This window comes from Marinomonas transparens (assembly GCF_016463975.1).
Taxonomy (GTDB): domain Bacteria; phylum Pseudomonadota; class Gammaproteobacteria; order Pseudomonadales; family Marinomonadaceae; genus Marinomonas; species Marinomonas transparens.
The window spans coordinates 1-12,944 of the sequence record NZ_JAEMNX010000018.1 but is presented as its reverse complement, the minus strand read 5'-3'; the positions used below and the strand labels follow the sequence as shown (position 1 = coordinate 12,944).

General features: G+C 45.3%; 11 protein-coding genes. 7 read left to right on the top strand and 4 right to left on the bottom strand.

All coding sequences use genetic code 11. The features are described 5' to 3' along the window. Positions 1-149 precede the first annotated feature (149 nt). The 3 genes from I8J31_RS13995 to I8J31_RS13985 all read left to right on the top strand — a co-directional run bounded on the left by I8J31_RS13995 (position 150) and on the right by I8J31_RS13985 (position 2,790). Entirely contained in the window at positions 150-764 is a 615-nt protein-coding gene (locus I8J31_RS13995) for a methylamine utilization protein (protein WP_199469205.1), read from the top strand. Between the two features lie 223 nt (positions 765-987). Further along, a complete protein-coding gene (locus tag I8J31_RS13990) occupies positions 988-1,368 on the top strand; it encodes a hypothetical protein (protein ID WP_199469204.1) in 381 nt (126 codons plus the stop codon). Positions 1,369-1,743: 375 nt separating this feature from the next. Further along, positions 1,744-2,790 (top strand): threonine aldolase family protein, encoded by a 1,047-nt coding sequence (locus tag I8J31_RS13985; RefSeq protein ID WP_199469203.1) that lies wholly within the window; start codon positions 1,744-1,746, stop codon positions 2,788-2,790. 97 nt (positions 2,791-2,887) lie between these two features. Here I8J31_RS13985 and I8J31_RS13980 read toward each other — a convergent pair whose 3' ends face one another. Beyond that, positions 2,888-3,715: an AraC family transcriptional regulator gene (locus tag I8J31_RS13980; RefSeq protein ID WP_199469202.1), complete on the bottom strand. Its 828-nt coding sequence runs from the start codon at positions 3,713-3,715 to the stop codon at positions 2,888-2,890. A 193-nt stretch (positions 3,716-3,908) separates the two neighbouring features. Between I8J31_RS13980 and I8J31_RS13975 the strand changes: the two genes are divergently transcribed. The 3 genes from I8J31_RS13975 to I8J31_RS13965 all read left to right on the top strand — a co-directional run bounded on the left by I8J31_RS13975 (position 3,909) and on the right by I8J31_RS13965 (position 8,769). Beyond that, positions 3,909-4,847: an SPFH domain-containing protein gene (locus tag I8J31_RS13975; protein WP_199469201.1), complete on the top strand. Its 939-nt coding sequence runs from the start codon at positions 3,909-3,911 to the stop codon at positions 4,845-4,847. A gap of 2 nt (positions 4,848-4,849) precedes the next feature. Continuing rightward, positions 4,850-5,311, top strand: a complete 462-nt coding sequence (locus tag I8J31_RS13970; protein WP_199469200.1) for an NfeD family protein — start codon at positions 4,850-4,852, stop codon at positions 5,309-5,311. Between the two features lie 392 nt (positions 5,312-5,703). Next, complete coding sequence (locus tag I8J31_RS13965; protein WP_199469199.1) at positions 5,704-8,769, top strand: retention module-containing protein; 3,066 nt, start codon at positions 5,704-5,706, stop codon at positions 8,767-8,769. Between the two features lie 91 nt (positions 8,770-8,860). Here the strand turns inward: I8J31_RS13965 and arsJ are convergent, their stop codons facing one another. From arsJ to I8J31_RS13950, 3 genes are all read right to left on the bottom strand, one after another. Further along, positions 8,861-10,066: an organoarsenical effux MFS transporter ArsJ gene (gene arsJ, locus I8J31_RS13960; RefSeq protein WP_199469198.1), complete on the bottom strand. Its 1,206-nt coding sequence runs from the start codon at positions 10,064-10,066 to the stop codon at positions 8,861-8,863. 322 nt (positions 10,067-10,388) lie between these two features. Further along, positions 10,389-11,402 carry an ArsJ-associated glyceraldehyde-3-phosphate dehydrogenase gene (locus tag I8J31_RS13955; RefSeq protein ID WP_199469197.1) on the bottom strand — a complete coding sequence of 338 codons (1,014 nt, stop codon included), beginning with the start codon at positions 11,400-11,402 and terminating at the stop codon, positions 10,389-10,391. 32 nt (positions 11,403-11,434) lie between these two features. After that, the gene (locus I8J31_RS13950) at positions 11,435-11,779 is read right to left on the bottom strand and encodes a metalloregulator ArsR/SmtB family transcription factor (RefSeq protein WP_199469196.1); all 345 of its coding nucleotides are present in this window, start codon (positions 11,777-11,779) and stop codon (positions 11,435-11,437) included. 362 nt (positions 11,780-12,141) lie between these two features. On the opposite strand from I8J31_RS13950, the gene I8J31_RS13945 reads away from it, so the two are divergent. Further along, a partial coding sequence (locus tag I8J31_RS13945) for an immunoglobulin-like domain-containing protein (protein ID WP_325101212.1) occupies positions 12,142-12,944 on the top strand: 803 nt, incomplete at its 3' end.

The window sequence follows — 12,944 nt, the reverse complement described above, 5'->3', positions numbered from 1 at the left end:
TTATTTTTGCCTCGTTTTGGCTTCGCTCGTGACTTCGTGCAAAGGTCTCGTTTACTCACTAAGTGTTACAGAAAATCTCGTGATGCAAAATGCTTTTTGGTGTCACAATAGGGAAATTACCTGTAATCCATTAAAATAAAGGACATAGCATGCGCTACTTACTGGTTCTATTCAGTATTTTTGCCATTCAAACGGCTTACGCCGACGTACAGATTAAGGTTGTAGATCAGGATAATAACCCCGTGTCTAATGCCGTTATTTCCCTTTTAAGTGCACCTATGGCTACCGCCAAGACCGTGGCTGTGATGGATCAAATTGATACCTCCTATGAACCCCGAGTACTTGTGATTCAAAAAGGTCAGTATGTCAGCTTTCCGAACAGTGACGACATTCGCCACCACGTTTACAGCTTTTCAAAACCCAAAAGCTTTGAATTAAAACTTTATAAAGGCTCTGATATTGCTCCGATCTTATTTGATAAATCAGGCCTAGTGGTGCTTGGCTGCAATATCCACGACAGCATGATTGGCTATATCTATGTTGCAGATAATGTTTTCACCGTAAAAACCAATGAGAAAGGCTGGGCGACCGTACCTGCAAAAATGGGCGATGACATCACCATTTGGGATGAATACTTTGTTGATGGCACGCAAACGATAAAACACTACAAAATTACGAATGAAGAAAAGCAAACAATACAACTTGAGTTATTGCCTCCTGCTGATATAGAGAACGATAGCTATACCTATGATTATGATTCATAAGCCTTGATTTTGCCGATAGGGCTAGGCTCGATTTTGATCGGGCAAACCCCTTTCGACTCCTTGAGTTTGTTCGTTAAGAAAACTGCTTTTCATTCATGTGGACATTCATACTATATCGAGAGTGTTAAATGAAAAAAGTGAGCCTCTTCATTGAGGTGTTATATATGGTCAAAAGGAATGACATTAATGAATGTGGTTGTTTGACAGTGTATAGGTGAATAATATGACTAAATATAATCCACTAGTTGAACCAAATAAAGATGATTGGTTAGAGTTGTCGGAAGATGATCGAATGAATGCGGTAAGGTGGTTCCATGAGTGTAGCCATAACGATTTAGATAATGACGCTCTATCTATACATAGTAGGGTGCATATCATAGTAGAAAATCAACTGGCTATGGGTGTCGAAATTGTCTCGGAGGCCATTACAAAATTGATCCGACAAGGGCTTGACCGTCACGATGCTATTCATGCCATCGGTGCCATTCTTAGTGAAAACCTCTTTGATGTTGTTCGCGGAGAGAGTACCGAATTCTCACCACAGCAATATCGTAGAAAGCTAGAAAAAATAACCGCAAAGAGGTGGAGAAAAGGACAATACTAGTGTCTCGTTATCACTTAATAAGGCAATGCCAGTGAAGCCAAAACTTCCTTCTTCTTGTGTCTTAAATTCAAGTAAAAATAGAAAGAAACCTAGTGCTTCAGTATTGTCATTTGCACATCTGGCAACCCAGATGACGTTCTTGTTATGCAATAGGGCGGAATAAAGCATTAGGAATACAAAGTGTTTGAATGGAAATCAATTCAAACAACTAAAATTGTTTTTATGTCATTTCAAAATCGACTCTTAGTCGCCACTCCCACTTCCTTACCTGTCAAAAAAGAGAAGCACAAAAATACAAGCGCACCGAGCCTTGTGCTGGCATGATGATGTGATTGTTTTTTATGGCTATGGGCGAATTTATTAAGGAGTGGTTTGATGAAGGTTGCGTTCACAAGTGACAATATTGCTGGTGCATCAGAGTCTGTCTGGCAAGCAATGATGGAAGCGTCCCAGGGCGATGCTATGCCCTATGGTAGTGATGAATACACGACACAGGTAACGCGTATGTTGTCTGAGCTATTCGAATGTGAAGTGGATGTCTTTATGGTGTCCACTGGCACGGCGGCGAATGTGTTGAGCATCAGTGCTATGACGCCTGTGTGGGGCAGTGTCTTGTGTCATAAGGAAAGCCATTTATTGTGTGATGAAAGCACGGCACCGGAGTTTTATACCGGCGGTGCTCGGTTTGTCGGCATTGGTGGGGCGGACGCCAAAATGGATCCGGCGTTGCTTGAGCGAGTGATTAACCAGAAAGTGGGTGATGTGCATTCTTGTCAACCGTCTGCGGTGAGTATTTCGCAAGTCACAGAGGTGGGCAGTGTGTATTCGTTAGAAGAGATTCACGCTGTGACTGGGGTCGCCAAAGCAGCGGGTCTCCCTGTGCATATGGATGGCGCTCGTTTTGCCAATGCCTTGCTGGCTTTAGGTTGTACACCTGCGCAGATGACGTGGAAAGCCGGGGTCGATATTGTGTCCTTCGGTGCGACCAAAAACGGCACCATGTCGGCGGAAGCGATTGTGGTGTTTAACAAGGCGTTAGCCAAAGATTTGGCATTTCGTCGTAAGCGTGGTGGCCATTTGCTGTCGAAAATGCGTTTGTTGTCGTCTCAGATGATCGCTTATTTAACCGATGAGTTGTGGCGCACCAATGCCGAACAGGCCAACGCTATGATGGCGCTGATGCAAGCAGGCTTACAAACGGTTCCCGGTATCACCATTAATACGCCAGCGCAGGCCAATATGTTGTTTTGTACCTTGCCAGAAGGCATGGCAGATTATTTATTAGCAGAAGGTTTTGCGTTTTATACGGGTCGTTGGGAGAAGGGCGTGGTTCGCTTGGTGACGTCTTTTCGTACGCCAAAAGAAGGTGTGGAGGCGTTTGTTGAGAGTGCGAGACAGTTTGCTCAGCAACAAGGTCTTTAGACTTTGAGTTGAATGTCGTACTGATTAGGAGTTCTGATTAAAAGCGGTGATGGTGATGCCATCGCCGCTTGTTCTTTTAAAGAAACTGAAAAAAGTTTTAAGCCTGTAAACGGTATTGGGAAGGCGCGACCTGATAAGCGGTTTTGAATACACGATTGAAGTGGCTTTGATCATAGAATCCCATGTCGGCGGCGATGTCAGCAATCATGGCGTTGGGGGAGGTTAGGCTGGCACAGGCTCGTTCTAATCTCAGGCAGGTTAGCCAAGCATGAGGCGCAAGGCCAGTTTGCTTTTGAAAGCGGCGGATAAATTGAAAACGAGTTAAGCCGCTTAGAGTTGCCAGTTGGTTGAGGCTGATTTTGTTGTGCAGATTGGCTTCGCAATAGTCTCGTATGGTGGTGAGCTGTTGCTTGCTTAGTCCGTAGTTTTCTTCTTGTTGTGGCTTCTTTTCAGCGATGCGCAGTAGCTCGGCCATGTTGCTGGTCCAAAGGCTATCCCTATGGAGCTGGTCAGCCTCATTGTTGGAGGCAAACAGGTTTTTTAGCTGAATGAAACTTTGAGCCAGTGAAGCTTGCTCGATCACTATGGGAGCGAGCTGATGGCCAGTGCCTCTATATTCGCAATCAAAAAAGCTGCTATTTAGTCGTTCAGGAGTAACACGGAAGGTGGTGAGGTGATAAATGTCTTCCCCTTGGCCGGTACCATGGTGGACTACACCGGGGGGCATTAGGCAAATTTGTCCTGCTGTGAGGTGGTATTTTTGATTGTTCCACGTTTGGTGTAAGACGCCCTGGGTCACCAGTCCTATGTGGTAGCCCAGATGGAAGTGGGGTTGAAATGAAAATTGGGTTAATGCTGCTTCGCTGACCACCAAGCCCGGTAGTTCTTCAATATGTTGATAGCGAAAGGTCGCGTTTATCGACATGTTATGGCTCCCTGTTCGGTGTTTTATTCAGCGGTTGGTGTTTTATTTTGTAAATGATTTTTATTAATGACTTTTGCTGGTTAAAAGTGCCTACTATGGTAGCGATAAATAGATCGTCCCGCTTGTATTTTTGTGCGTTTTTAAAACAGAATACAGGTTATGTGTTATTTCGAATGTTTAAGGATTTATAGGTATGGAAGAGTTACTTCAATATGTGTTAAACGTGCAGGTTCTTGTACTCGTGCTAGTGGTTGTGCTGCTTAAAAATTCGATCAAGTTTGTACCGCAGAATCAGGCTTATGTGATTGAACGTTTTGGTAAGTATCAATCGACCAAAGAAGCCGGTTTGAATTTCATTTTACCTTTCATCGACCGAATTTCAGCCGATCGCTCGTTAAAAGAGCAAGCGGTGGATGTGCCTGAACAGAGTGCGATCACCAAAGATAATATTTCATTGCATGTGGATGGGGTGTTGTATTTCCGTGTGCTTGACCCTTATAAAGCGACTTATGGCGTAGACAATTATGTTTTCGCGGTGACTCAGTTAGCGCAAACGACCATGCGGTCTGAACTGGGTAAAATGGAACTGGATAAAACCTTTGAAGAGCGTGACGTGTTGAATACCAATATTGTTGCGGCGATTAACGATGCCGCTGGTCCTTGGGGTATTCAGGTATTGCGTTATGAAATCAAGGACATCATGCCGCCGCAATCTGTGATGGAAGCGATGGAAGCCCAAATGAAAGCGGAGCGAGTAAAGCGTGCGCAGATTTTGGAATCGGAAGGGGATCGTCAAGCGGCGATTAACCGGGCTGAAGGTAAAAAGGCCTCTGTGGTATTAGCGGCAGAAGCGGATAAAGAAGAACAAGTGTTGCGTGCTGAAGGTGAAGCTAAGGCGATTGTTGCGGTAGCAACCGCTCAGGCCGAAGCCTTGCGTCAGGTAGGGGAAGCCGCTGCAACGGAAGAAGGCCAAAAAGCCATTCAGTTGGATCTGGCGTCCAAGGCCATTGAAGCGAAACGTGCGATTGCCAAAGAGTCTTCTGTGGTCTTGCTTCCAGATGCTGGCACTGAGGCGTCAGCTGTTGTGGCACAAGCCATGACCATTATTCAGACATTGTCGAAAGGGAGTTAAGTATGGATTTCTTTACCAATAATCTGGCACAAAGCCTGTTTGTTGTTGGTTTGATCCTATTGGTGATTGAAGTGGCCGTGTTGGGTTTTTCCACTTTTGTGCTGTTTTTTACTGGTTTGGCTGCCATGGTGACCGGTGTTTTATTGTATGTGGATATTATCCCTAATACCGGATTGAGTGCTATGTTCAGCACTGGAATGCTAACCTTGATTGCCGCCGTGATGTTGTGGCGACCTTTAAAACGCATGCAATCGCATGTGAGCCCTAAAAAAGCACAGGGCGATTTGGTCGGTCATCGTTTTATCTTGCAAGAGGCCGTTTCGCCTCTACAAGTGGGGACGTATCATTATTCTGGGGTGGATTGGAAGCTTATTAGTTTAACGCCTATTGAGGCGGGAACACGAGTGGAAGTGACGGAAGCCGAAGTGGGGGCTTTTCATATTCAAGCACTTGAGGCTGAGTAAAGGCGTTTCTAGAATAAAATAGACCAAATAAAAGTACTAAAGTCGAAGCACCAAGTGGGGTATCTCTCACTTAGTGCTTTTTTATTGTCTGTTTATAAATAGCAGCTTATTACTAGGTTAGATTATTTAAAATGGACCTTAACATAGGCGGTCTAGTGACCTCATTCGAACTTAATGGCTGAGACTTTTGTGTAAAAGTCAGTAAGTGAAACGCGATGACCGAGTATAATTCAAGGGATTACTTGACGATTTTCACAAAACTACACACTCACGTTAGCCTATGTACAAAAAGATACTTTCGCTGTACCAAGGTACAATAGTGGCTTCTTTTGCATTGTCCTATCTTACTCGCTATCGGAACACTTATTACGTCTATATTAGGAAATGCCACCGTGAGCGACAGTCAGTTATCATTTGCTACCTTAGGTAGCCCAATTGGTTATGTATCTAAACTGAGCGGCACAGCGACGGTTCAATCCATTGATGGTCAAGATCGACTGGTTAATATAGGCGACCCTATCTTTTTTGCTGAGACTGTCGTTACCAGTCGTAGCGGTAGCATTACGATTGTCTTTATTGACCATACAGAAATTGTGATTGGTCCGGATGCGATTGTTGAAATGACGGAAGAAGTTTTCAATATTGTAGATTTAGATACCTTGTCTCAAGATTCAAGAGCAGATATTGATGCGTTGCAACAAGCTATCGCAGAGGGTGTGGATCCAACCACTATTCAGGAAGCGCCAGCGGCAGGTGAAGAAGTCATTGGTGATGAGCAACATCGAGTTGATGTGACTGTTTCACGTAACAGTGATGCCAGTTTGCCGGATTATGGTTTTGATAGCAGTGATGATTACCTTAGTAACTTACCTTACTATGGCTATGATTCAAGTGGTGAGGCTTTACCCTCTATCTCTGGTCCTGAGTTTTCATCATTAGCAACAATCACGAGCGCTTTTACTTCTGCCCCCACGACAGGTTTTAACGTCGACCAGCCCCTAGAGGTCAAGCTGGATATTAACCCAATTACCAATGATGGCCTTCTTAATGCGTTAGAAGCGGATGGTGATGTGTTGGTAACGGGTAGTGTAACAGGGGATGCCTTTGACTCAGGAGTCGTTACTCTGGTTGTTAATGGTGTTAGCTATGTAGGAGAGGTTAGCGACGGGACTTTTTCTATTGGTGTTGCTGGTGCGGATTTAGTCGCTGATTCAGATAATGTCCTTGCAGGTAGCCTAGTCGTTTCCAACAAGGGCGGTCAGCAAGGCTCGGCTACTAGTGTTGAACAGTATTTAGTCGATACAACGACGAGAGCCACTATTCGAGTGAATGCGATTACTTCAGACGATGTTATTTCTTCGCAGGAAAGTAGTGAAACCATTACTGTAACAGGTCGTGTTGGCTTTGATGCATCTGTTGGTGACACAGTTTCTATGGAGATAAATGGTGTTACCTATACCACCACAGTCATTGATGATAGAAGCTGGAGTGCCGATGTTGCGGGTAGCGATTTAGCTCAAGGTACTTCTTTTGTCGCTAGCGTGACTGGCCAAGACAGCTCGGGTAACCCTTTTACCGCATCAACCACTTCTACTTATACGCTTGATCTTGCTGCGACAGCGGGTGCGGTGAGTGTGAATGCGATTACCTCGGATGACGTGATCAACGGGGCAGAAAGTAATCAAGCGACGATTACAGTAACAGGGTCAGCTGCCGGTGGTGATATCGCAGCAGGCGATGTTGTGACTTTGGAAATTAATGGTACGAGCTACACAACCACCGTAGATGCGGGTGGCACTTGGTCTGTCGACGTGGCAGGCAACGACTTGGTCGCCGACACGGTGTTCGATGTTGTGGTGACGTCAAGCGATGCGGCCGGTAACACGGTAACAAGCACAGGCTCTTCAACTCATACGGTCGACATCTCAGCGGATGCGGGAACCGTGAGCATCGATAAAATCACCTCAGATGATGTGATTAATAAAGCGGAAAGTGGCCAAACCATTACCGTGACAGGTACAGCATCTGGTGGTGATATATCATCAAGCGATGTTGTCACTTTAGTGATTAATGGTACGACTTACACAACCAGAGTGGAAACGGATGGAACCTGGTCTGCCGATGTGGCAGGGAGCGACTTGGCTGCCGACACGGCGTTTGATGCGGTGGTTACTTCAAGTGATGCGGCTGGCAATAGGATAACCACTACGACGACTTCTACACATGGCGTTGATTTGACCGCGTTTGGTAATATCGCTGTCAATCAAGTGACGGATGATAAATACATCAACGCTGAGGAAGCCGCCGCTGGAAACAAAGTGGCCATTACTGGCTTTGTTGGCGGCGCCGCGAGACCGGGTGATGCACTCACTGTTAGCGTCGCGGGTGTTGATATTGGAACGGGCGTTGTGTCTGAAGAGCAAGATGCTAATGGATATTATCTATATTCTGTTGAGGCGTTAGGTTCGGGTCTTGATACCGGTAAGACTAGCAACGTTGTTACCGTCACTGTATCAGGAGAGGATGAGGCTGGTAACCCATTCTCGACTTCAAGTACCCAGTCGTATTTTGTTGATACCGCCGCAGAGGCGGACGTTGATGCCTACGGTGGAGACGGTTGGGGTGATACGAGCATTGGTGTTGATGATGTCGGTAATGTCACTATTGAAACTTGGCTTCATTCAGGGGGCTCTATTTCTTCCATTAGGATTACCGATAGTGAAGGGAAGATATTGACAATGACAGAGGGGATTACAAAAACGTCTGATGATGGTCAGGGCGGCTGGGCGACGTTTGAAAAAAGTGCTGATGTATCGACCTTGGCCGATGGTGAGTTGCAGATTCTTGTTAATTTTGTCGACAATCATGGAAACGTAGGCTCTGCAGAGTCATTTGATATTCTGACTAAAGACGTATCAGCCGCTTCTGGTGTGATTGTTAGCACATCAGATGATAATTTGAGAGGGGCAGAGGGTAACTCTTCCGATTATATTGATGGTAAGGGTGGTAATGACATTCTTATCGGTAATGATGGGCCTGATACATTAATTGGTGCTGATGGCAATGATCTGCTGATTGGTGGCATGTTTAATCAAGATGATGGTGATGTTGATACATTGACTGGCGGCGCAGGGGAAGACATCTTTATTATTCATAAAAGTGGGTCTGTTGATTTACTGACCGATTTTAATGCTAAAGACGATAGATTGGACCTAACAGATTTGTTGACAGGCATTGCTGGTAACCCAGGAAGTGATGCTGGCACAGATGCCATTGCGGATTTTTTATCTGCTCATATTACCGTGACGGATCAGAATGTTGAGATTGATGGTCAGGCCGTTGCTAGCTTTGGAGAGGATTCGAACTTTGATTCTGACATGAGTGGCTTTGTAGATAGCTTGGATTCGATCAAGGTTATTTTTAACGATCAAGAGTACAGTATTCATATTGATGGCTAGAGATTTTTGTACTCTGCTAAAAGCCGAACTAGATGATGTGTCTAGTTCGGCTTTTTTGTTCTATTTTTGTGGACCTTATTAGCAACAAGATCTATTGATGTTTAGGAAGCCAAATAGAAATGATACTGGTGAAAAGTAGAAAGGCAAATGAGACCCATAAACAGCTAATTAAGCCAAATTCCTGATACACCCAGCCGGATAGTATCGTGCCGATTAATCGCCCCATGGCGTTGGCCATATAGTAAAAACCTACATCCATGGAAACACCATCATTACTGGCGTATTGCACTATCAAATAGCTGTGTAGGGATGAGTTGATGGCAAACACGGCGCCGAAGAGAATGAGTCCGCCCAATAAGGTGATTTGCGGGTAAAAAGAAAGCTGTAAGCCAATGGCAATGGCAGCAGGTAAAGTGGTTAGGCCGAGCGCCCATAAAGTCACTGTGTTGCCTTTGGGGACTTTCTGTTTACGTTTGCCCGTGATGTGTGGCGCTAGGCTTTGCACTATGCCGTAACCAATTACCCAAAGCGCGAGAAAGCCACCAACTGTCCAATGGTCCCAACCAAACTGGCTACTTAAATAGACAGGTAAAGCGACGACAAACCATACATCCCGTGCGCCAAAGAGGAAGAGTCGAGCCGCGGAGAGTATGTTGATCTCCCTGCTTTTCGAGAAGATTTCAGAGAACTTAGGTTTGCTTTTCGACTTGCCTAGATCTTCTTTTAATTGCCAAAGGCTAAATACCCAGACCACTGTTAGGGCGACGGCCATGATGAGGATGGCTTGATGAAAACCTACCGCGGTGAGTAATAGGCCACCAAGAAAGAAGCCTATGCCTTTTAGTGCATTTTTCGATCCAGTGAGTAGGGCAACCCATTGATAAAGCTGTCCGCTTTCACCTTTTGGTACTAAGACTTTAATGGCACTTTTGGCACTCATTTTATTCAGGTCTTTGGCGATACCGGATAAGGCTTGTGCCAGCATCACCCACAACACCGTGAGCCAAGTCGCTGGCGCCAAGAGCATAGCAAGGGCGACAATTTGCAAACCGAGTCCTATGTTCATGGTGCGGTTGAGCCCCCACCTTGCGCCAAGCCAGCCGCCGAAGAGATTGGTGATAACGCCAAATACCTCGTAAAACAAAAACAGTAAGGCAATGTCGAGTGCGCCATAGCCGAGCTCGTAAAAGTGCAATACGACCAACATACGCAGGGCACCGTCGGTCAGGGTAAAGCACCAATAGTTGCCGGTGACGATCAGGTATTGACGAACACTTTTTGATAGCTGGGAAAACATAAAATTATCTGTCGCCTTGTTTGTTTTATGATTTTAGTGCTAGGGAAGGTCTAAATAAGTCTACTAAGACTCAGTCTTGCAGAGAAATCGTCAAATAAGACGCGACTCTGAAGGAATGTAGGTACCTTTCAAAGAGTTGCAACGTAATGTGGCGTTTTCTCTGCAAGACCCGAAGGGCATGGTCTAAAAGCCTGAATTCTTTGTTGAGCGCCTCGACAATAGGACAACTATTCACATTCGGCACTCGCCTCGAATAACAGGCTTTTATCCACATGCTGAGACAAGAGGACTTATTCAGACCTTCCCTAGATAAAGCGATTGGTTAAACCGCTTTATCTATTTGCCCCACTTTACGCATCAGTTCCGCTGTACGGTTAGCGTAGCCCCATTCGTTGTCATACCAAACATAGAGTTTGACCTGCGTGCCATTAATAACCATGGTGCTAGGAGCGTCTATGATGCTGGAGCGTGGGTCCGTTTTGTAATCAATGGATACTAGGGGGCGTTCTTCGTAGCCTAAAATGTCTTTTAGTGGGCCTTCACTGGCGTCTTCCAAAAGCTGGTTCACTTCTTCTTCTGTTGTCGCTCGGTTCATTTCGAACACGCAATCAGTCAAAGACGCATTGGTTAATGGCACGCGCACCGCATGACCATTTAGTTTGCCTTTTAGCTCAGGAAAAATATGCGTAATGGCGGTAGCAGAACCAGTGGTGGTCGGGATTAGACTACTGCCACAGGCGCGGGCACGACGTAGGTCCTTGTGTGGCGCGTCGATGATGGTTTGGGTATTGGTGATGTCGTGAATCGTGGTCATGGAGCCATGTTTGATACCGATGGATTCATGTAACACCTTGACCACTGGTGCAAGGCAGTTGGTGGTACAGGAAGCCGCTGTGATGATAGGGTGCTGGCTTGGGTCGTAGTCATCATCGTTGACGCCCATCACCACGTTTAAGACGCCGTCTTCTTTAACTGGAGCGGTCACCACGACACGTTTTACCCCTTGATCTAAATAGGCTTGCAGCAAGGCTTTGCTTTTCATTACACCGGTAGCTTCGATGACAACATCGCACTGTGACCAATCTGTTTCGCTTATGCTGCGATTTTGTGTGCAAGTAATGGTTTTACCATTGATGCTAATGGTGTGGTTGTCACTGGTTGCTTCATGGTGCCAGCGACCATGGACAGAGTCGAAATTGACTAAATGGGCGAGAGTCGCTGCATCGCCAGCGGCGTCGTTGATTTGTACGAATTCTATATCGTCCCAATCAAAGGCGGCGCGAAAAGAAAGTCGTCCCATGCGGCCAAAGCCGTTGATTCCTACTTTAATGGTCATTGTGTTGTCCTTATGAAAAATGGATGAGCTAGTTAGCAGCAGGAGATGAGGCGATCTGGTCTGCTGCCCATAGATTCAAGTTGATGGATATTATTTTCTAACCACTGTTTTTGGCTATTGAGCGTGGTGTGTAGAACGTTTTTCGCCCATATTGGCAGCTCTGAATGAAGTTGATAGAACACCCATTGGCCCTGCCGTCTGTCGCTGAGTACACCACTTTTTCTCAGTTGTGCTAAGTGCCGAGAAATCTTCGGTTGGGTTTCATTGAGTGCGGCCATGAGCTCACAAACACATAACTCATCGTAAAGGGTGATGAGTAGTAAGCAGCGTATCCTTGTGTCGTCAGCCAATGCTTTATAAAACAGATCAGGTGTCATTGTGCTTGTTCCTTTAAACCGAGTGACTGGATTGTATGGGAAGGATTAAATATATGCAAAATCATATATTTTATTTTTCATATATTTAATCAAATCGTCATATAAAGAGGCAGGAGTATATGAAATAGAAGGCATAAAAATAGAATGGGCTTTGGATAGAATCCGCTCTACGCTGATTAATAATGGAAATAAAAAATGATATTTTAGTAAAAATTTCAATTTCTTAGGGAGTATTTAGAGTGGAAGTAAGTATTTGGACTAGATTGTAATAAAGAGCAATAGATATTTACTTTTAATTTTTATACTCTAGCGCACTGGATTTACATTCAGTTACATTTATTTAAATCAAGGAGTGATTTAGCATGAGCGACAATCAAAAAACATTCGAAACAAGCAGTATTTTAGCTGCAGATATCCCAGCGTTGATCTTGACCACCAGTGATGTGAGTGAAGACGCCGCTAGCGTGACCTTCACCGCCACCTTGTCAAATGCCGTAGAAACCGATATGACCATCACCACAGATCAAGGGGTGATTGTGGTCGTAGCCGGTGATACTTCTGGCACCTTGGTGATTAATACCCAAAATAGTGATCCCTATCTGGATGCGACTAGTATCACAGCGACCGTGATAGATGTGGATGCAAGCGTAGACATTAGTTCGGCGAGTGCTACCGCGCAGATTACGGACAGCATAGATACGACTTTTTTAAGTTTGAGAGCGTTTAACACAAGCGAAGATGAAAATAGCGCACTTTTCATTGCGACCCTGTCGAATGCCACACAAACTGATGTAACTATTACCACGGATCAAGGTGATATCGAGATTGCACGGGGCTCCACGACAGGCGTATTGAGAGTAAATACTCAAGATAGCGATGTCTATTTGGATGCGAGTAGTGTCACAGTAACCGTTAGTAGTGTGAGTGGTGGCAACTTTGAAGCGGTGGATTTCAGCGCAGCGACGGCGACCGCACAAATCCGCGATACCATCGACACTACGACCTTGGCCTTGACAACCAATGATGTGAACGAAGACGCAGCGAATGTGACTTTCACTGCTACTTTGTCGAATCCCGCTGAAACCGATTTCATTATTACTACAGATCAAGGTGAGATTACGATAGCCGCGGGTGAAACCACAGGCACCTTGGTGATCGATACCCA

What these genes read in the sequence shown, in the direction of transcription:
- arsJ (WP_199469198.1), bottom strand. Translation starts at nt 10,066, where the DNA reads ATGTTTTCCCAGCTATCAAAAAGTGTTCGTCAATACCTGATCGTCACC.
- I8J31_RS13995 (WP_199469205.1), top strand. Translation starts at nt 150, where the DNA reads ATGCGCTACTTACTGGTTCTATTCAGTATTTTTGCCATTCAAACGGCT.
- I8J31_RS13955 (WP_199469197.1), bottom strand. Translation starts at nt 11,402, where the DNA reads ATGACCATTAAAGTAGGAATCAACGGCTTTGGCCGCATGGGACGACTT.
- I8J31_RS13980 (WP_199469202.1), bottom strand. Translation starts at nt 3,715, where the DNA reads ATGTCGATAAACGCGACCTTTCGCTATCAACATATTGAAGAACTACCG.
- I8J31_RS13985 (WP_199469203.1), top strand. Translation starts at nt 1,744, where the DNA reads ATGAAGGTTGCGTTCACAAGTGACAATATTGCTGGTGCATCAGAGTCT.
- I8J31_RS13950 (WP_199469196.1), bottom strand. Translation starts at nt 11,779, where the DNA reads ATGACACCTGATCTGTTTTATAAAGCATTGGCTGACGACACAAGGATA.
- I8J31_RS13990 (WP_199469204.1), top strand. Translation starts at nt 988, where the DNA reads ATGACTAAATATAATCCACTAGTTGAACCAAATAAAGATGATTGGTTA.
- I8J31_RS13975 (WP_199469201.1), top strand. Translation starts at nt 3,909, where the DNA reads ATGGAAGAGTTACTTCAATATGTGTTAAACGTGCAGGTTCTTGTACTC.
- I8J31_RS13970 (WP_199469200.1), top strand. Translation starts at nt 4,850, where the DNA reads ATGGATTTCTTTACCAATAATCTGGCACAAAGCCTGTTTGTTGTTGGT.